At 63.5% G+C, this 19,032-nt stretch carries 15 protein-coding genes; 6 read left to right on the forward strand and 9 right to left on the reverse strand.

Annotated elements, in window-relative coordinates:
- Positions 1–414: 414 nt before the first annotated feature.
- Positions 415–891: a cell division protein CrgA gene (crgA, locus tag MMB48_RS00290; protein ID WP_032745092.1), complete on the reverse strand. Its 477-nt coding sequence runs from the start codon at positions 889–891 to the stop codon at positions 415–417.
- An 83-nt stretch (positions 892–974) separates the two neighbouring features.
- Between crgA and MMB48_RS00295 the strand changes: the two genes are divergently transcribed.
- Genes MMB48_RS00295 through MMB48_RS00305 form a run of 3 tightly spaced genes read left to right on the forward strand, consistent with a single transcriptional unit; the run spans position 975 to position 3,696 of the window.
- Complete coding sequence (locus MMB48_RS00295; protein WP_032745090.1) at positions 975–1,766, forward strand: DUF881 domain-containing protein; 792 nt, start codon at positions 975–977, stop codon at positions 1,764–1,766.
- Positions 1,763–3,001 (forward strand): class E sortase, encoded by a 1,239-nt coding sequence (locus MMB48_RS00300; protein WP_032745089.1) that lies wholly within the window; start codon positions 1,763–1,765, stop codon positions 2,999–3,001. Before MMB48_RS00295 ends, MMB48_RS00300 begins: the two co-directional genes overlap by 4 nt.
- A 50-nt stretch (positions 3,002–3,051) precedes the next feature.
- A complete protein-coding gene (locus MMB48_RS00305) occupies positions 3,052–3,696 on the forward strand; it encodes an anthranilate synthase component II (protein ID WP_012576528.1) in 645 nt (214 codons plus the stop codon).
- A 7-nt stretch (positions 3,697–3,703) separates the two neighbouring features.
- On the opposite strand, the gene pknB is transcribed toward MMB48_RS00305, so the two are convergent.
- From pknB to MMB48_RS00345, 8 genes are all read right to left on the reverse strand, one after another.
- Entirely contained in the window at positions 3,704–5,782 is a 2,079-nt protein-coding gene (pknB, locus tag MMB48_RS00310; protein WP_032745088.1) for a Stk1 family PASTA domain-containing Ser/Thr kinase, read from the reverse strand.
- A complete protein-coding gene (locus tag MMB48_RS00315; protein WP_032745087.1) occupies positions 5,779–6,729 on the reverse strand; it encodes a serine/threonine-protein kinase in 951 nt (316 codons plus the stop codon). Before MMB48_RS00315 ends, pknB begins: the two co-directional genes overlap by 4 nt.
- Positions 6,726–8,192 (reverse strand): peptidoglycan D,D-transpeptidase FtsI family protein, encoded by a 1,467-nt coding sequence (locus MMB48_RS00320; protein ID WP_032745086.1) that lies wholly within the window; start codon positions 8,190–8,192, stop codon positions 6,726–6,728. The genes MMB48_RS00315 and MMB48_RS00320 overlap by 4 nt, the downstream gene beginning before the upstream one ends.
- Complete coding sequence (locus MMB48_RS00325) at positions 8,189–9,748, reverse strand: FtsW/RodA/SpoVE family cell cycle protein (protein WP_032745085.1); 1,560 nt, start codon at positions 9,746–9,748, stop codon at positions 8,189–8,191. The genes MMB48_RS00320 and MMB48_RS00325 overlap by 4 nt, the downstream gene beginning before the upstream one ends.
- Entirely contained in the window at positions 9,745–11,439 is a 1,695-nt protein-coding gene (locus tag MMB48_RS00330) for a BofC C-terminal domain-containing protein (protein ID WP_032745084.1), read from the reverse strand. Before MMB48_RS00330 ends, MMB48_RS00325 begins: the two co-directional genes overlap by 4 nt.
- Before the next feature lie 4 nt (positions 11,440–11,443).
- Positions 11,444–11,968 (reverse strand): FHA domain-containing protein, encoded by a 525-nt coding sequence (locus MMB48_RS00335; RefSeq protein WP_012576534.1) that lies wholly within the window; start codon positions 11,966–11,968, stop codon positions 11,444–11,446.
- A gap of 29 nt (positions 11,969–11,997) precedes the next feature.
- Positions 11,998–12,699, reverse strand: coding sequence for an FhaA domain-containing protein (locus MMB48_RS00340; protein ID WP_007051707.1), 702 nt, complete (start codon positions 12,697–12,699; stop codon positions 11,998–12,000).
- Positions 12,700–12,921: 222 nt separating this feature from the next.
- A complete protein-coding gene (locus MMB48_RS00345) occupies positions 12,922–15,294 on the reverse strand; it encodes a prolyl oligopeptidase family serine peptidase (protein WP_032745083.1) in 2,373 nt (790 codons plus the stop codon).
- 84 nt (positions 15,295–15,378) lie between these two features.
- Between MMB48_RS00345 and MMB48_RS00350 the strand changes: the two genes are divergently transcribed.
- The 3 genes from MMB48_RS00350 (at position 15,379) to MMB48_RS00360 (ending at position 19,031) form a co-directional block, all read left to right on the forward strand.
- Complete coding sequence (locus MMB48_RS00350) at positions 15,379–16,470, forward strand: alpha/beta fold hydrolase (RefSeq protein WP_032745082.1); 1,092 nt, start codon at positions 15,379–15,381, stop codon at positions 16,468–16,470.
- A 62-nt stretch (positions 16,471–16,532) separates the two neighbouring features.
- The gene (gene yddG, locus MMB48_RS00355; protein ID WP_032745081.1) at positions 16,533–17,489 is read left to right on the forward strand and encodes an aromatic amino acid DMT transporter YddG; all 957 of its coding nucleotides are present in this window, start codon (positions 16,533–16,535) and stop codon (positions 17,487–17,489) included.
- A gap of 165 nt (positions 17,490–17,654) precedes the next feature.
- Complete coding sequence (locus MMB48_RS00360; RefSeq protein ID WP_032745080.1) at positions 17,655–19,031, forward strand: alpha/beta hydrolase; 1,377 nt, start codon at positions 17,655–17,657, stop codon at positions 19,029–19,031.
- The last annotated feature ends 1 nt before the right edge of the window (position 19,032 follow it).

A 19,032-nucleotide genomic window follows, 5' to 3' on the forward strand; every position in this document is an offset into this window, starting at 1 on the left:
TGTAGAAAAGTGCATAAGATTGTGGATAACTTATGTGGATAAGTTAGGAATGCCGCGTCATTGCTGGGTTTGTTGCAGTGGATAACTCGGGTGTATAACTGTTCCCTCGCTGTGGCGATGTATGCCAAGCCAAAGTTATGCACGAGATATACACCGAGAAACGCCGCTTATCCACCACTTATCCACATGGTTTTCCACATTCGGTGGAAAACTACATGGGTGTAATTCATCCACAGGCTGTGGATAACGTAGTGGATAAGTCGTGGATAAGTGGTGGATAGCTGTGGATGAACAGGTGAAGGCACGAAAAAGGCCGGCCTCCGCATACGGGAGGTCGGCCTTTCGCATAAGAACTAAGAACAACCTAACGATAGAAAAACGATCTACCGATAGATAAGCGCAACGAGTCGGAACTCAGCGCCATCCCATCGTCATCAGGAATCCGATCATGATCAGGGCGAAGCCGATGCCCAGGTTCCACGCGCCGATGTTCGGAATCGGCCAGGAGCCGGACGGGGAGAGGTAGTACACCACACACCAAATCAGGCCGATGATCATAAACGCGCAGAACAGCGGCACGAACCAACGCGGGTTCGACTTGGTGCCCTTAATGGTTTCTTCAACACGCTTGGTGTTCTCCGCCTGACGGTTCATCATGCGCTGCATCTGCGGGGTCAGCGTGGCCTTATCGGCAGTGGCGTTGAGCACGGCCTGCACCTGCTCCATATTCACGCCGTAAGCCGCGCCTTCCTCGGCAGAAGCGTTCTCTGCGTTCTGCTCGGTGTCTTTGTTGGCGGTCTCGGCCGCAGCGGTGCTGGATGAGGTCTCGCTCTGCCAGTCCTTCTGGTTGTTCGAGTCGGTCTCGTGCAGCTCTTCGTCAGCCATCAGCATAGTCTCCATTCAATAGGCTAAAAGTCATAATAGTGGCTACACTCGAAAGCGGCGACCAGAGTCGGCAAGAAGACAGGAAATTCATGGCCAGACATGTAGGTAAGCACGGCGCACGGCACTCCCTATGGGGTGGTGTCGCAGTATTCGTCGTCGTTGCCTTGACCGGTTTTCTGCTGAGCACCAACGTGAGGGTCAACCGCACGGCCGACGTCACCAGCGATACGGCCGGTCTGGTGGAGCAGGGCGTGGACGAGGCCAACCAGCTGCAGCAGGACGTCAGCGACCTGACCGAACAGGTCGCCAATCTTACGGACGCGCTCAAGGCCGATGGCAGCGGTGCCACGCGGCGTCAGGACAAGAACTCCAGCAATGTGGATTCCAGCCTGATGCTGCCCGCGCTCAGCGGCAGCGGCGTAACGGTAACGCTGGATGATTCTCCGTTATGGGAGAACGCCGTCAACAACAATGGCACGACCGCCAATATCAACGATTACGTGATTCATCAGCAGGACGTCGAATCGGTGGTGAATGCCTTGTGGGCCGGCGGTGCCGATGCGCTGATGATTATGGATCAGCGGGTGCTGTTCAATTCGGCGGTCATCTGTTCCGGCAACGTGCTGTCGTTGCACGGTAAGAAATACTCGCCGCCATTCACCATTTCCGCGATTGGTGACCCGCAAAGACTTCGCGCAGCGTTGAACGACTCCGAAGCCATTACCATTCTTAAGCAATATGTGACCGCGTTTGGCATTGGCTACAAGGTGGAGAATGCCGAGGGCCTTCAGTTCCCCGCTACCGCCGCCTTGCTGCAGCAGTTGAAATATGCCACGGTCGATACGTCAAAGACCACAGATGAGGAGCAGACTCAGCAATGAGACACGGCAGGCACGACAGCTGCGCACCGGCGCCCATTGATCTCGCGTCCGTGTCGGACGTACAGCCCTTCCCCGAGGACGACGCCGCACGAATGGCGGCAGACCCAGCCAATGCCAGCAGGGCAAGGTCCCGTCGTGCCGCAGTACGCGGCGCGTCTTCGCCCCAGCGGAGCCTGATCTGGCAGGCACTCGGCATCTGCGCCGAACTGCTGATTACCGCTGCCGTGATTTGCGCCCTGTACATCGTCTGGCAGATGTGGTGGACCGGTGTCGAGGCGGAGCGAGCCCAGAACGAAACCACCCAGTCCGTCGACTGGAGCGACCCCAGCAACAACGGGGGAACGGTCACCATCGCCAAAGCCCAGGAGGGCGATGCTCCAGTACAGCCGAAAGACGCGAAATATGGCGACTTGATCGCGCAGATCTACATTCCGCGCTTCGGCTCCCAATGGCATCGCAACATCGTGGAAGGCACCACGCTCGAGCAGCTCAATCGCCACGGTCTGGGCCATTACGACACCACCCAGATGCCGGGGCAGGTCGGCAACTTCGCCGTCGCCGGCCACCGCAACGGCTACGGGCAGCCGTTGGGCGATGTGGACAAGTTGCAGGAAGGCGATCCCATCATCGTTCGTACCAAGGATTACTGGTACGTCTACCACTACACCCGGCACGAGATTGTGCTGCCCACGGACGTGTATGTGATCGCCCCCAATCCGGGAGACTCCACTGCCAATCCCACCAAACGCATGATCACACTGACCACCTGTGAGCCGAAATACTCCACCCCCACCCAACGATGGATCAGCTATGGTGAGTTGGCGTACTGGGCCAAAGTGTCTGATGGCGTGCCCAAAGAGCTGGCTACTACTGATTCGTCCGGTGCAGTGAAGTTCTCCACCACCGAAACCCCCTCTATCGCTTCCCGCATTGGCTCGCTGGACAAGGTGGTATTCGGCGCGCTGGTAGTGTGGCTGGTTCTGTTCATCGCCGCTGCGGTGGCATGGCGCTGGCCGGTGCTGCGCGAGATTCGCACGGGTGAGCGTCGCCGCCCGGATGCCAGCATCTATGGCGGACTGTTGCGTCTGCAGCCCGGCGTGGCACCGATTCGATGGCTGCTGCTGGCTCTGCTGTTGTTCGCAGCCGCCGCGGCGCTGTTCCAGTGGGGATTCCCTTGGGCCGCCGCCGATATCCCATTCCTACAGCAGATGTCGAACTTCGTGGCAGTGAGCTGACGGCAGCCTAGTACTATGTCTTGCAGTACACGTCCCTCAAGGAGAGCCCTATGACCGATTCCGCGCATATTTTGGTGGTGGATAACTACGATTCCTTCGTCTACACGATCGTAGGCTATCTGCAAACCCTTGGCGCCACTGTTGATGTGGTGCGTAACGACGCCATCGACCCAGCCGCGCCGGGTGTACTGGACGGTTACGATGGCGTGCTGATTTCTCCCGGCCCGGGCGCTCCGGCCGAATCCGGTGCCAGTGAGGATATGATTCGCCTGTGCGCGGCCACCGGCATGCCGATGTTCGGCGTATGCCTGGGCTTGCAGGCGCTCGCCGAGGTGTACGGCTGCACGGTGGGCCACGCGCCCACCATCATGCACGGCAAGACCAGCCCGGTGGAGCATGCCGATGACGAGATCTTCGAGGGCGTGGCCAATCCCATGACCGCCACCCGCTACCATTCATTGGCCGTTGAGCCCGATTCGGTGCCGGATACGCTGGTGGTCACCGCGTGGACGCAGGATGACCACACCATTCAGGGCATCAAGGTCAAGGACAAGCCGATGTATGCCGTCCAGTTCCATCCCGAGTCGGTGATGACCCAGGACGGCTACCGTCTATTGGCCAACTGGCTGAGCGTGTGCGGCCAAGGCAACGCCGTGGCCAAGTCGGCCGGCCTTCAGCCCAAGGTCACGAAGTAGCAGTCGTCTACTTGTTGCCGCCTGGGCCGGTGCTACCGCTGCCGCCAGCGTTGTCTCCTGTGTTGCCGTTGTTGTCGCCTGTGTCGGCGGCCTTCGTGGTGATGGTGACGGTCGAGCCCACGTCGACCTGGGCGCCGGCGACGGGATCGATGCCGACCACCACGGCGGTGGGGTCGGCCGGACCGTTGGCCTGGGCCTTGAGGCCGACGGCCTTCAGCATGAGTTCGGCGGTGGCATATTTAGTGCCTGCGGCGATATTCGGTACAGCGACCTTCTCCTTGCCCGTGGACACCCAAATGGTGATGGACCCGCCCTGTGCGATAGAAGAGCCCGAATCAGGGCTTACACGGGTAATCAGACCGGCCTCCACCGTATCGGAGCTCTCCTGCTCCACAGTGAAGCTGAACCTGCCCTCATACTGCTGTAGCACGCTGTCCTTCGACTGACCGACCAAATTGCTCGGTACGGTGGTCATGCCGGAAGAAACATATATGGTGATGGTGGTGCCCTTGGGAACCGACTGGCCGGCGGCAGGATCGGTTTTCGTCACCATATCCTTGGCGATGTCGGCGCTGTCTTCGGTTCTGACGGTGGCATTCACCTTGAATCCGGCGCTTTCCAGAATGCTGCGCGCCTCTTCCTGGCTGCGTTCCTTGACATCCGGAACCTGAGTGGACTGCGGGCCTGCGGAGAACCATACCTTCACGGCAGATCCCTTGGCCACCTTGGCGCCGGCATCCGGGCTCATCTTGGTGCAGGTGCCCTCCGGCTCGGTGGAGTCGGTGTCCTGCTTGCCGACCATGGTCAGGCCCAACGCCTCGAGCTTGAGCTTGATATTGTCCTTGGAGGTGGAGGCGTTGCACACCTCGGGTATGGTGACCTTGTCTTCGGCGGACTTGTTGGGCGCGCCGTTCATGGCGAACACGATGCCCGCAATGACAAGCACCGCGACAATAGCCGCGATCACCGAACCGATAATGATCTTCTTGCGCTTCTTGGCCTTGGCCGCCGCCGCACGCTGCTGCGCACGGGACTGCAACGCCGCTGAGTTGGCACCATTGGCCGGTGGAATCTGCTCGAACTGACCGGTCACCGGGTTGAATGCCTGGGTGGGCTGCTGCTGCGGTTCCACCGGCGTGGTGGGCAAATCACGTTCGGCTTCCTTGCGGGCCTTCATATTCGACAGGTCCGTCAATGGGTTGAACGCGGCCGCCACCGGTACGCCGCCGTTCATGTAGGTCAGGATGTCGGTCTTGAACTCGGAGGCCGTGGCATAGCGATTCTGGCGGTCCTTGGCCATGGCCTTGGCGCAGATCGAATCCCACATCTTCGGCAGCCCCGGCACCACGGCGGATGGCGGCGTGGCGACTTCGGAAACATGCTGGTAGGCGATGGCCACGGCGGAATCGCCGGTAAACGGCGGGCGGCCGGTGAGCATCTCGTAGAGCACGCAGCCAGCGGAATACAGGTCGGAACGCATGTCGACGGTCTCGCCGCGCGCCTGCTCGGGAGAAAGGTACTGTGCGGTGCCCACCACGCCCTGCGACTGGGTCATGGTGGCTGCGGAATCGTCCAGAGCGCGGGCGATGCCGAAGTCCATGACCTTGACCACGCCCTGCTCGGAAATCATGATGTTGCCGGGCTTGATATCGCGGTGGATAATGCCCATGCGATGCGAATAGTCGAGCGCGTTAAGCACGCCCAACAGCACCTGTTCGCAGTCGCGCTGGCTGAGTGCGCCGTTGACCTTGATGATGTCGCGCAGGGTTTGGCCCTTGACGTATTCCATGACGATGTACGGCAGACGCTCGGTATCGCCGCTTTCGGAAGAAACCAGTTCTTCGCCCGAATCGTAGATGTTCACGATGTTCGGGTTGTTCATCTGGGCCACGGCGTGTGCTTCCCGGCGGAAACGGGCCAGGAAGATGTCGTCGTTGGCCAGATCGGCGCGCATGATTTTCACGGCCACGGTACGGCCCAGACGGGTGTCAAGGGCCACGTGGACCTCGGCCATGCCGCCACGACCGATGAGCTGGCCAAGCTGGTAGCGTCCGCCGGCCAATGCGGTGGGCATACTGGTGCTCATTGCTTATTCCCTCCCAATCTTGAGGCCGGGGCCTCCAAAACAATGCGTGGCGTGCTGGTCACTCGGCGCGGCAGTCGATTGCCGGACGTGACCATGGCGGTGTCGGCCATTTCGGTCTGCTGATCCAGCAGACGGCGTTCGATGCGTGCCAGCGTGCGGGACACCACCAGCGCGTCATTCGGGCGATCCAACGGGTCCTTGGCCAGCATTGACATGACAAATTCGCGTAACTGGACGTCCACCGAGTCCGGCAGTGGAGGCACGGGATTGTTCACGTGCGCTGCGGCGATATCGACCGGAGTGGTGCCGGTGAACGGACGCTGCCCGGCAAGGCCCTCGTACGCCACCACGCCCAGTGAATAGATGTCCGATTGCGGCGTGGCCTGCTGGCCCTGCGCCTGCTCGGGGGAGATGTATTGTGCGGTGCCCACCACCATGCCGTCCTGGGTGATCTGGCCTTGGCCGGTGGAGTAGCTCACGCCGAAATCGGTGATCTTCACTTCGCCGGTGTCGGAGACCATGATGTTGGCCGGCTTGACGTCACGATGAATCACGCCGTGCGAGTGGGCCACGAATAGGCCTCGCGCGGTCTGAATCAGAATGGGCAGCAGTTCGACGGGATCCATCGCGCCCTTGCTGTGGAACAGATCCGCCAACGATTTCGAGGGGACGTATTCCATAATCAGAAAGCCGATGCCGTCATGCTCGTAGTATTCGAACAACGCAGCGATATTCGGGTGCGCCAGATTGGCGGAATTATGGGCTTCGGCACGCAGGCGGCGCAGCTTGGCCTCGGCGTTGGTCACGTCCGAGCGCAGCGCCTTGATGGCCACTTCACGGCCGAGCTGAATATCGTAGCCTTTCCAGACCTCGCCCATACCGCCTTGCGCAAGACGCGAATCAAGACGATATCGGCGGTGAATAAGCTGTCCTTCGATAAGTTTCACTGCTGCAAAGCCTCCTGCATCATCGCGCGCATGATCGGGCCAGCGGCGAGCGAACCGTATACATCTGTGTTATGCACCAGCACCGCGATGGCGATCTGCGGATCGTCCGCCGGCGCGAAACCGATCACCCAGCCGTCGATGGCAGAGTTGTCGGTACCGATTTGTGCGGTACCGGTTTTGGCCGCCACCTTGATGCCGTTGATGGCCAGCTGCGGATTGGCCTCGGTCACCACGCTTTCCATCATCGTGGTGAGCTTGTCTGCGGAATCCTTGTTGAACGCATTGGCCATGGTTTGCGGTTTGGTCTGCGAAAGTACGGTGAGATCGGCGGCGCGCACACGATCGACCAGCGTGGGCTGCATCAGTTTGCCATTGTTGGCGATTGCCTGCGCGACCATCGCCATCTGCAACGGCGTGGCCGTGGTGTCGCCTTGGCCGATGGATGCCAGCGCAAGCTTGTCGTCGGTCGGATCAGAGGGGAATGTGGACGCGGTGGCCGTCATCGGGGTGCCCGTGGATTCGGTGCCGTCAATGGTGATGGTGCTGCCAAACTCGAGCTTGGTGGCCATGTCCGAAACCTTGCTCGCGCCGAGTTTCACGCCAAGCTGGGCGAACGCGGTGTTGGACGACCACGCGACGGCCTCTTGCAGGGAGATCTGCCCGTTGACGCCGTCGGCCTGATGCTCGGCGTTCGGCAGCTGTGTGGCGGTGCCGGGCAGCGTGTAGCCGGCGCCTGCAGGAATCTTCGTGTCCGTCTGATATTCGCCGGTTTCCAGCGCAGCCGAGGCGACGATGGTCTTGAACGTGGACCCTGGTGGGTACAGCTGCGAGGTGGCACGGTTGATTAGTGGGCTATTTTGGCCCGCAGAAAGTTCGTTGTAGGCCTGAGACGCGGCTTTGGTGTCATGGGTCGCCAGTTTGTTCGGATCATAACTGGGCGTGCTCACCATGGCGAGGATACGACCGGTGCTGACTTCGATGGCCACCGCCGCACCATCGCGCGTACCGAGCTGATCGTAGGCAACCTGCTGCAGCTTGGGGTCGATGGAGGTTTCGATGGACGCGCCCTGATTCGTAGCGCCGGTGAGCATGGCCTTGGCCCGCTGCCAGATCAATGAATCGGCCTCACCGTTGAGCAGCATGCTGCGGGAGGCTTCCAGGCCGCGATCGGCGGTCTGGTTGATGGAGAAGAAGCCGGTGACCGGAGCATACAGCGGACCGTTGGAATAGGTACGCAGGTATTTGAATGCGTCGTTGACCGGCTCGGATTTGGCCATGACCGTGCCGTCCGAGGCCAGGATGGCACCGCGGTAGGCACCGAGCTGGTGGTACAGCGAACGGGCGTTGCGCGGATCGTTGTTCAGCGCGTTGGCCCGTACCGCCATGATGATGGTGGACGACAGGCCGAGAATCACGAACAGCGCGACCACGGCGGTGAAAAGCTGACGAAGATATTTGTTCATACGCGAGTGCCTCCGTTAACGGGAGGAAGCGGGGGAATCGTGCCGGTAGGCGTGTACGGTTCATCGGCGTCGGCATACGACGGAGTGGTGGTATCCGCAATGGGGTCGTCAAACGATTCCGACTCGGACTGCGACGCCGTAGCCGACGCGCTGCGAGGCTGAACGATCGGCTCAGTGGCGCGGGCCCTGGCCTCAAGTTCCTTGTTGCGCAGCACGGCCAAAGCCTCGTACTGGAACGTATCCGAGGTCAGCTCCGGCTCGGGCGCATTGGCCGAGTTCGAGATGATGATGAGCAGGGTCGCGAGAATATAGTTGGCGATCAGGCTGGACCCGCCGGCCGCCATATAAGGCAGGGTCAGGCCCGTCAGGGGAATCACCAGCGTGATGCCGCCGACCACGGTGAACACTTGGAACGCCATGGTGAACACCAGTCCCGAAGCCAGCAGTTTGCCGAAACCATCCTTGATTTTCATGGCCGTGATGAAGCCGGAGGCGATGATGAGCAGGTACAGCATCAGCATGGCCAGCACGCCCATCAGGCCGAGTTCCTCGCCGAGCGAGGCGTAGATGAAATCGGAGTTCGCGAACGTGACGAGCGAGGGATGCCCCTGGCCCAGGCCGGTGCCGAGCATGCCGCCCGCCGCCAGTCCGAATATGCCGGTGACCAGTTGCCAGGAGCCGCCGGGGGTCTTGTTGTATTGCTCATTGCTGAACGGGTGCAGCCAGGCGTCGATGCGCTGACCCACGTGGCTGAACGCGCCGGCGGCCAGCACGGCGCCCGCGGCGAACGCGATCAGACCGATGATGATCCAGCTTTTCCGGCCGGTGGCCGTGTACAGCATGGCCACGAACATGGCGAAGAACATGAGCGAAGTGCCCAGGTCACGCTGGATGACCAGCACGCCCATCGAAGCGATCCACACCACGATGATGGGGCCGAGGTCCTTGATGCGGGGCAGTTGCAGCCCCAGCACCTTCCTGCCGCCCACGGCCAGCCGGTCGCGGTGATCGAACAGGTATGCGGCGAAGAAGAACGCGAGGAACAGTTTGGCGAACTCGCCCGGCTGGAACTGGCCCAATCCCGGAATCCTGATCCAGATGCGCGCGCCGTTCACCTCCATGCCGATGAACGGCAGCATCGGGGCGAGCAGCAGCACTAGGCCCACCACCATCGACACATAGGAGAAGCGTCGCAGCACGCGGTAGTCCTTCAGGAAGATGATGAGCAGCGCGGAAAGCACGATGGCGATGCACAGCCACACCAGCTGGCGTTGGGCCACCGCCCAACCTTCGCTCTGGTCGATGCGGGCGATCATGGTCACGCCGGTGGCGGTCAGCAGTAGCACGCAAGGCAGAATCGACTGGCTGGCGTACGGCTGGAAGCGCACAATCAGCCCCCACAGCACCAGAAACAGCACTACGACCAATGCCAGCATGCCGGCGTATTGCATAGGGAATTCGCCGGCGGTGCGTTGGAACATCTGGATGAACGCCAACGCACTGATTGCCATGGCAATCAGCAACAAGGAAATCTGACGTAGACGGGTAGCGATCATCGTGCATCCCCCGTGGCCGCGTTGTCGGCCGCTCCGATACCGGATTTATCTGAGGAATCGGATGAGCTTGACGAACCGGACTTGTCTGACGAGGAGCCGGACTGGCTGGACGAATCCTTGGTGCTGTCCTTGGAATCGCTCTGGGAACTGTCTTTGGAACTGTCCGGGGAATTGGACGCCTCAGCCTTCTTGGCGACGTCGGCCGCCTGCTGCTTGGCCAGTTTGCGCATTTCGGTGCGGATGATGCTCACATGCGACTGCGCTTCGTCCAGCGAACCGACCGTGATGCCTTGGCTCAGTTGGTCGCGCCATGATTGCGGCAGCTGCGCGATGGCGATGTCGGTGGTCTCGACTTCGTGCGAAAGCTCAAGCCCGAAAAGATTGGTCGGCACGCCACGGTAGATGGCCACCGTGCCGTTGGCGTTGCCCACGTAATAATGCGCCTGGCTCCACGTGTACGCGCCCCAGCCGGCACCGGCCAACGCCAGTGCGGCAAGAATGCAGGCGACGATCACGGCGAGCCTGTTGCGGCGTTTCCTGGTGCGTGTGACCTTCTTCTGCTCGATCTGCTCGTCGCGGATGGCCTTGGCCACGTCCGGGTCGTTCGGATCGGCGGACAAGCGCCCGTCCGGCTTCTGCACCACCGGAATCTCACCGGTATCGGGATTGGCCCGCTCGCCGGTCTCCTCGCGGACCGTGGATGGCTGGACCACGCGCGCGGACGACGGTTCGGCCGTGGTCTGCGCGGGCTCCGCCTCATGCGCGCTGGCTGGCTGGATCAGCGCCGCGGCGCGTTGTGCGGGCGAATCGTCCTCGCGCAGTGCGGGAGCGGTGGCCACCGGCGCGTTGACGATGTCCGCGATCGGCTCGAGATTGCGGCTGGCGGCGCCGCCGACCAACGGCGTTTGGTGGGGCAGGTCGAACGCGTCGGCGTCCAGCGCCAACGTGGCGTCCGCGATGACGGCCGTGACGTTATCGGTGCTGCCCGCCCGCAGCGCCATCTGCACCAGACGCTGCGCGCATTCGCCCTGATCGGACAGCGCGGTCATCGTCTCCGCGATGGTGGAGTCCTCCAGCACGCCGCACAGGCCGTCCGAACACAGCAGCCAGCGGTCGGCGGGATGGGCGCGGCGTATGGAGATGTCCGGGTGCGGGTCGATGTCGAAGTCGCCGAGCACACGCATCACGACGTTGCGCTGCGGGTGGTTCTTGGCTTCGGATGGGGTGATGCGGCCGGTGTTGATGAGATGCTGCACGTAGCTGTGGTCGCAGGTGACGCGGCCCAGATGACCATCGCGCAGCAGATAGGCGCGCGAATCGCCGATGTGGGCGATGATCCAGTAGCCGGCCACCAACGCCACCGCGGTGACGGTGGTGCCCATGCCGGCGAGTTTGCGTTCGCGCTTGGCCTTGCCGACGATGGCGTCATGCGCAGCCATGACGGAGGTCTCCATCATATGGGCGATCGCCGCGACATCGCCGTCGGTGTCGTCCCGTTCGATGTGGGCCAGCGACCGGATGGCGATGGAGGATGCCGTGTCGCCGCCGGCGTGACCGCCCATGCCGTCGCAGATGGCGATGAGATGCTCGCCGGCGAAGGAGGAATCCTGGTTGTTCGCGCGCACGGTGCCCACATCGGACACCGTGGTGGAATACAGGAACAGCGGTTGTGAAGCGGCGGATTTTGGCATGCGGCTACCTCAGTTCGAAGGTGGTGGCGCCGATGCGCACAGGGATACGGGCGGGCAGGATGGTGGGACGGTTGATGCGCTGCTGGTTGACCACGGTCCCGTTGGTGGAGTTCAGGTCCTCGATGGCCCACTGCCCGGAACGGATGTCACGGTACACGCGGGCGTGACGGGAGGAGACGAACTCATCGTCCAGCACCACGGTGTTCGAGGCGGCGCGCCCGAGCGTGATGTCGGCGTCGGACAACGGCACGGAACTGCCGGCGAGCGGGCCGTCGATGATGACGAGCAGGGTGGGCTGCGCCGGAGCGGCGGATGCCGCGCCCGCATGGGAACCGCGATGCGGGCGCGGCGCCTGCGGCGGCTCGGTCTGGGTTTTGTGCGCTTCACGTTCACGGCGGCGGCGTGCACGCGAGGGCCGCGGACTGAACGTCTCGATGTCCTTGCGCAGCGAACGCACGGCCAGCCAGATGAATATCCACAGCAGGATCAGGAATCCATACTTGAGCAGGGCGAATGTCAGTTCAGTCATGGGTGGACGGCTTTCGGGCGTGTGCTCGACTACTCCTGGGCTTGGGCGGAGGCCCAATACAGGATGCGGGTGCGGCCGATGGTGATGGTGTTGCCGTCGAGCAGCGTGGCGGCGGGCACTTGGTGGCCCTCCACGTACGTGCCGTTGGTCGATCCCAGGTCGCGGGCGATAACGCCGTTGTCGGTGATGTCGATTTCCAGGTGCTTGCGGGAGATGCCCGGATCGTCAATGACGATATCGCAACCGGAACCGCGGCCGATTACCGTCTTGTCTTTGGTGAGCAGGTACTGGTTGCCGTTCACCTCGAGCACTGGGCTGTCCTCGGTCTGCGCATCGGTGGTGACCGGCACGGCATTGCCCTGCACGGATTCGGAGGTGAGGTTGAAGTTGCCCTTGGACAGGTCAAGGTCTTCCTCGAAGATCACAATCACCGGGCCCACGAAGGCGTAATGCTGGCTCTTCGCGTACTCGGTGAGGTTATCGGCCAGTTCGTTGGCCAGGGTCTCGCTACCCCATGCCTCGATACGGTCGAAGTCAGGAGTACTGAGCTTGAAACGGTATTCATTCGGGGCCACCGTGCGGTCGCGGCCCACGGGCATGGCCTCGGCGTCAATCTCGCGCTCCAAGGCGCTGGAAAGATCGACAGGCTGCAGGTCTTTGGAGCCAAACTTGGCGAATACTCCGTTGACTGCACCCTCCACGCTTTTTTCAAAACGGTCGAGAACGCTCATAGTCCTCCCTTTCTAATCCTCACCCATCCTACGCGGTGATGGGAATATGAGGCAAAAAACCGGTCTTTTGTGTGGCGATGAGTGCAAAATATCCAAAAATATCCAAGAATTCAGGGCGGAAATGGGTGCGGCGCACCACCTGCGCCATTTTTCCGCATGCCGTGCGGGTGCGGGCCCCGGGCGTGCCGCGGACGTCACGGCCCACGGCACGCCCGGGGCCGGTCAGGCCAGGGCGTCGCGCAGGAAGTCGCGCTGGAGGGTGAGCAGGTTTTCGGCCACGGTCTCGTCGTTGGTCATGTGGGTGATGCCCGTCAACGGCAGGAAGGTGTGCGGGCGACCCGCCGCCATCAGGGCCTGCGAGAGGCGCAGGCTGTGGGCGATGGTGACGTTATCGTCGGCGAAGCCGTGGATCAGCATAAGCGGGCGGACGAGTCCCGGCGCATCCTGCACGATGCCGTTGCGGCGGTACACATCCGGGTCGAGGCCCAGATAGCGCTCGGTGTAGTGCGTGTCGTACAGCGTCCAGTCGGTCGGCGGGGCGCCGGCGCATGCGGCCTTGAACACGTCTGGCGCGTCCAGCACGGCCAGTGCGGACAGGAAGCCGCCGTAGGACCAGCCGATCATGCACACCTTGTCGAGGTCCGGCATGGGAACGCCGGGCCTGCACCCGTCGGCATTGAGCCTGGAGACGGCCTCGGGAAGGGCGTTGACGGCTTCGATCTGATCGGCCAGCGTTACGTCCTTCATATCCTCGAAGATCTCGCGGTCCCATGCCGGGCCGCGGCCGGTGGTGCCACGGCCGTCCGCCGTGACCACCAGGAAGCCCTGGTCGGCCCACCACTGGCCCTCCCAGTAGAAGGACTGCGAGGCGACGACCTGCTGGAACCCGGGGCCGCCGTAAGGCTTCATCAGCACCGGCAGTTTGTCGGAGTGCGCGTACGGGCTGGACGGGCTCGGCGCGATGATCGCCGTGTACAACCGGTGCTCGCCCAGTCGCGTAAACGTGACGTTCGGTGCAAAGCCGGGTTCCGCCGCAGTGGACGAGATAGTGGCGCTTTGTTCTCCCAGAATATGCCGCATCTGGGCGCGGGCGGAACGCATATCGCGGCCGGAGACCACGATGCCGCGCTCGCCGCGCGAGGCGGTCCACTGGCCGGGATCGGTCGTGACCGGCGTGATCGTGCCGTTGTAATCGATACTCACCACATCGAAACTGCGGGCGTCATGGCCGCCGAACAGAGACTCGGCATCCGAATCGGCGTCCGAGCCGGCCCAGGCGCGCGGCACCTCGGTCGCGATCTCGGGCGCACGCTGCACCACGGCCAGCACGTCGTCGTCGGTCACGTCGAGCACCGCGCGCACGTTCCACCCGGCCGGCGTGAACGGGCGGCCGTCCACCGTCAGACGGTTGGTGTCCGCGGCCATGTCGTTGAGCGGGCACACCAGCCGGCCATCCGGCGTGTAGGCGGGCGTGCCGTGAATCAGGTCGATCCACTGGTCGTTCGCATGCTCCTCGAGCACGCGCGTGGCACCCAGCGCGGCCCCATCCGCCGCGACCGCCACCTCGAGCACCTGGTCGCGGGTCTGGCGGCGGTTCTGCACCAGCACCAGCGGATCGTGGCCGCGACGCCAGTTCACGGCGGCCACATACTCATACGCCTCACGATCCCAATCCACATCGGCGTTGCCGGTGATGCCCGCGTACCGGTCGTTCTCATCGAACGCCAGCGTGATCACGGTCAGATACACGTCGGCGTTGCGGGTCAGCGCGCGCGGATAGCGGCGGCCGTCCGCGCGCTTCTCGGGGTCGGCCGGATCGCTGATGTACCAGGTCGGCTCGTCGGCGGTGTCGAAGGACTCGAACAGCACGTGCTGCGAATCCGGGGCCCACCAGAAGCCGTCGTACCGGTCCATCTCCTCGCCGGCCACGAACTCGGCCAGACCGATTTTCCACGTGTTTTCGGCCGGATTGCCGTCCTCATCCTCCACGCTCACGCCGTAGACGGCGGTGATGCGGTCACCTAGCTCGCCGCCGATATCGACCAGCATCAGGTAGCTGCCCGTGGTGTACAGCACATGTTCGCCATCCGGGGCGATGCGCGGGTTCAGCACCGGCGTGTACATCGCCGGGTCCTCATCGCGCCATTCGCCGGCCAGTTCACGGGTGTGCGGCTCGGGTGCGCCGGTCTCGTCATTCCAATCGATGTCGGTCAGGAACAGGCGGCCGTTGATGGTGAACACGATGCGATTGCCGTCGTCATCTGACGAATAGCCGACGATGCCGGTGCCGCCTTCGCGTGCGCGTTCGCGGCGGGCCTTCTCCTCGGCCGGCACGTCCTCGCTGTCGGCGGTTGCGCCCAACAGTTCGCGCGGGTCGGCCAGCTTGGTCTCATGGTGTTCGCCGGACTCGTCGAACCAGCTCAGCCACAGTGCCGTCACCAGATCCTGCGGCCCATCGGAGCGCAGGAACAGGGCCCGCGAACCGTCGCCCACAACCTGTGCGGAGCGCGGCGCGCCGCAGCCGAAGCGCAGCGTGCGCGCCCTCAGACGGGGGAATTGCTTGATTGCGTCATTGACATCATTGGTTTCGCTCATACTCACAACCTACGCGCTCGTACGGTCAGTGGCGTGACACATCAGCCGGGGCCACGGCGCGGGACTTGGCCTAAGATGGGGAGCATGCAGGTGACGATGATCGACGAGAACAAGTACGCCGAAACGATGGCCGACGTGGTGTTGCCCGCGCTTGAGCAGTGCCGCGAGGAAGGCTGGTTCGATCCGTCCGCCGCCGAACGTTCGGCCGGCATCGAGCCGTTGTCCGGCATCATGGACACCGGCGGACGTTCGGGACAGCTGCACTACCTGTGCTATGACGCCGCCAGGTTCGACGCGATCCGCGAACAAGGCGCCACCGCCGTCTTCCGCGGGGCCATCGTCATCAGCCACGGCTTCACCGAGTTCGCCGAGAAGTACGACGAGCTGGTCTGGTACTTCCTGCTCGCCGGCTATTCGGTGTGCGTGCTCGAACATCGCGGCCACGGCAAGTCCGCGCGCGACGTGGACAACCGCTGCATGGTGTGGATTGATGACTGGCAGCGCTACGTGGCCGATCTGGCCGGCTTCGCCGAAACCATCGGCCAGCAGTATGCGGCCGGCATGCCGCTGAACCTGTTCTGCCATTCGATGGGCGGCGGCATCGGCGCGGCCTTGCTCGAACGCTACCCCGCCCTGTTCGACAAGGCAGTGCTCTCCGCCCCGATGATCGCCCCCGCCACCGGCATGCCGTTGGTCTTGGCCCGTGTGCTGGTCGGCGCGCTGTGCGGACTCGGCTTCGGCAAGAAGCGCGTGTTCGGGCAGTCGGACTTCACGCCGGAATTCTCCATGAAAGGCAACGAGGGCGCGTCCGAGGCGCGTGAACGCTGGTACTTCAAGCTGCGTTGCGAGAATCGCGAATACCAGACCTACTGCGCGGCGTTCGAATGGGTGCGTCAGGCGCTCAAGCTCAACCGGGCCGTGCTGCGCCCGTCCGCCTGCGCCGAAGTGGAGACGCCGGTGATGCTCTTCCAGGCCGGCCGAGACGTGTGGGTGCTCAACAAACCGCAGAACCGTTTCATCCAACTGGTCAAGGACGGCGGCGGCGAGGCCGATCTCGTGCGGTTCCCCGAATCACGCCACGAGATCTTCTCCATGCCCAACAGCACCTACAAGCCCTACCTCGAAAAGATCCTTGGCTTCTACGACGATCCGACGATCGCCAGCGCCACGTACTGAGCGCCGCTGTACCCATCCGATGGGTAGAGTGGCTTGCGAGACAAGGCGAGAGAGGCGGACCCATGGCGAACGGCGTACGGCACACGAAAGGCGCACCGGCACCGCAGACCGGTCGGCGAGGCGGGCACGTCATATCCGCGCGCGCCACGACCATCGGTCTGATGGCCATCCTGTTGTGGAGCGTCATGGCCGCCGCCGTGCGCATCGTCGCCGAGGATTTCGGCGCCACACTCGGCTCGGCGCTCATCTACACGGTGGGCGGCATCCTGCTGCTGGTGTTCCGGCGGCCTGCGCCGATCCGAGAGTTTCCACGGCAATACCTGATCGTCGGCGGCCTGCTGTTCGTCTTCTACGAATCGTCGATATCCCTGTCGCTGGGCCTGGCCCCCACCGCCGAAGCCTCGGTGGAGGTGAGTCTGGTCAACTACCTGTGGCCCACGATGATGGTGCTGATGTCGGCCGCCATGTCCCATCGTCGGCGCGCGGTCCGCGCCGTGCTGCCGGGGGCGGTCGTGGCCACGGCCGGCGTGATGCTGGCGGTCGGCGGCAATTCCGGGCTTGACTGGCAGGCCGCCGTGCGGCACATCGCCGCCGACTCCCTGCCGTACGCGCTGGCGTTCGCGGGGACGCTCGCATGGTCGGTGTATGCGGTGTTCACGCCCGCCATGAGTCATGGCGTGGACGGCACCTCGCTGTTCTTTCCGTGGGTGGCCGTGGCGTTGTGGATCATCCACGCCGCATCCGGTCAGGGATGGCCGTCCACGCCGCCGCGCCCGTCCGCCTGGCTGTTCGTGGTGATCGCCGCGGTGGCGATCGGCGGCGGCTACGCCTGTTGGGGCTATGGCATTCTGCATGGTTCGATGGAACGGCTGGCCATCGCCTCATACGCCACGCCGGTGCTGTCCACCGGGGCCAGCGCGGTGCTGCTGGGCCTGTCGTTGTCGCTGCCGTTCTGGTGCGGCGCGCTGCTGGTGGCCGCCGGCTCGGTGCTCAACTATCTGGTCAGCGCACGCGAATAACCCGGTGCCGGGCATACCGGGCGTATCGCCCGTGGGACGCTGGGCGAAGCCTGTGGAAATCATGAAAACTCGTGGCAGGTTCCGTGAAACTCGTCGATGCTCCATGAATCACGGGTTAGTGTGGCGTGAGCCTGCAAGTGATGGCCTGAAGCGCGAAGGTGAGGAATGGAAGACTCCGTTTGGAAGACGGTCATGGGATTGTCGCTGGTCCGGGGGATCGTGCCCCGGACCTTGTTCGGACTGACCGCGGTCGCGGCGATCATACTGATCGGCATACTGGCATTCGGCGGCAGACGACGCCGCCCGCATCCGCTGGTCGCCTCACTGGTTGCCGCCACGCTCGCCGGCGCGGGCGGACTACTGGCCACATGGCTGATGTCCGACGTGTTCATGGTGTTCGGCGTATCGCTGGGCTGGCCGGTGATCCTCACCGTCGCGGGAGGCTTCGCGGGCCTCGGCTTCGTGCTAGCCGCCGCCGTGACGTTACGGGGAGCCCGTCGCGTGCTGGCCGTCGTGCTGGTGCCGCTGGTGCTGGCGTCCACCGCGCTTGGCGTGGACTCGATCTACGGCGAATACCGGACCATCGGCAATCTCGTCGGCTATACGCCATACCCCCCGCTCGGTTCGGTCACCGTGCGCAAAGCCTCGATGAGCGTCGGCGAGTGGCGCGACAAGGCGCGCAAGGACGCTCTGCCATCCATGCCCGACTCGGGCAAGGTGTTCGCCGTCGACATCCCGAACACCGAATCCAAGTTCAAGGCGCGCAAGGCGATGGTCTACCTTCCGCCCGCCGCGCTGTCCGACCGCCCGCCGGCCCTGCCGGTGATGGAGCTGCTCGCCGGTCAGCCGGGCAGTCCCGGTCGCCTCATCGACGCCGGCAACATCGCCGCCACGATGAACGCTTACGCCGCCGAACACGACGGGCTGGCGCCGATCGTGCTCGCACCCGACCAAAACGGTTCGGCCATGCACAACAGCCTGTGCGCCGACACCACCCGAGGCAACGCCGAAACCTACCTCACCAAAGACGTGGTGAACTGGGCCAGGGCGACGCTGCCGGTAGCCAAGTCGGCCCGTATGTGGGCGATGGGCGGATTCTCACAAGGCGGCACCTGCACCACGCAGCTGGTGCCGCGCCACCCTGACATCTACGGTGCGATGCTGCCGGTGGATGGTGAGCTCGAGCCGACCGACGGCAGCGTCGAGACGATGGTCCGGCGATATTTCGCCGGCGACCGCAAGGCCTACGACAGGCAGGTGCCGGTCAACGCCATCGCCGCCACCGGCACGGCCGGCCAGGCGCTGTTCGCCGGCGCCGGCAAAGGGGATCGGAAGTCGGTCGCCAACATGCGCACCATCGCCGCGGCCGCCCGCGCGGCCGGCATGCAGACCACCGAACTGGTCGTGCCCGGCGCCGACCATGACTGGCATGCGGTGCAGGCGGTCTGGACCCCCGGTCTCGACTGGTTCGGCGCGCGAACCGGGCTGGGCGAAATGACGAAATCGTTGGAGGAATACCCACAAGTGGAGGTGTTGCAATGAG

It is taken from the genome of Bifidobacterium sp. FKU (genome assembly GCF_026016385.1).
GTDB classification, from domain to species: Bacteria; Actinomycetota; Actinomycetes; order Actinomycetales; family Bifidobacteriaceae; genus Bifidobacterium; species Bifidobacterium infantis.

Coding starts and splice junctions, on each gene's coding strand:
- MMB48_RS00360 (WP_032745080.1), top strand. CDS start 17,655: ATGGAAGACTCCGTTTGGAAGACGGTCATGGGATTGTCGCTGGTCCGG.
- MMB48_RS00335 (WP_012576534.1), bottom strand. CDS start 11,968: ATGACTGAACTGACATTCGCCCTGCTCAAGTATGGATTCCTGATCCTG.
- pknB (WP_032745088.1), bottom strand. CDS start 5,782: ATGAGCACCAGTATGCCCACCGCATTGGCCGGCGGACGCTACCAGCTT.
- MMB48_RS00325 (WP_032745085.1), bottom strand. CDS start 9,748: ATGATCGCTACCCGTCTACGTCAGATTTCCTTGTTGCTGATTGCCATG.
- yddG (WP_032745081.1), top strand. CDS start 16,533: ATGGCGAACGGCGTACGGCACACGAAAGGCGCACCGGCACCGCAGACC.
- MMB48_RS00340 (WP_007051707.1), bottom strand. CDS start 12,699: ATGAGCGTTCTCGACCGTTTTGAAAAAAGCGTGGAGGGTGCAGTCAAC.
- crgA (WP_032745092.1), bottom strand. CDS start 891: ATGCTGATGGCTGACGAAGAGCTGCACGAGACCGACTCGAACAACCAG.
- MMB48_RS00330 (WP_032745084.1), bottom strand. CDS start 11,439: ATGCCAAAATCCGCCGCTTCACAACCGCTGTTCCTGTATTCCACCACG.
- MMB48_RS00350 (WP_032745082.1), top strand. CDS start 15,379: ATGCAGGTGACGATGATCGACGAGAACAAGTACGCCGAAACGATGGCC.
- MMB48_RS00305 (WP_012576528.1), top strand. CDS start 3,052: ATGACCGATTCCGCGCATATTTTGGTGGTGGATAACTACGATTCCTTC.
- MMB48_RS00320 (WP_032745086.1), bottom strand. CDS start 8,192: ATGAACAAATATCTTCGTCAGCTTTTCACCGCCGTGGTCGCGCTGTTC.
- MMB48_RS00300 (WP_032745089.1), top strand. CDS start 1,763: ATGAGACACGGCAGGCACGACAGCTGCGCACCGGCGCCCATTGATCTC.
- MMB48_RS00295 (WP_032745090.1), top strand. CDS start 975: ATGGCCAGACATGTAGGTAAGCACGGCGCACGGCACTCCCTATGGGGT.
- MMB48_RS00345 (WP_032745083.1), bottom strand. CDS start 15,294: ATGAGCGAAACCAATGATGTCAATGACGCAATCAAGCAATTCCCCCGT.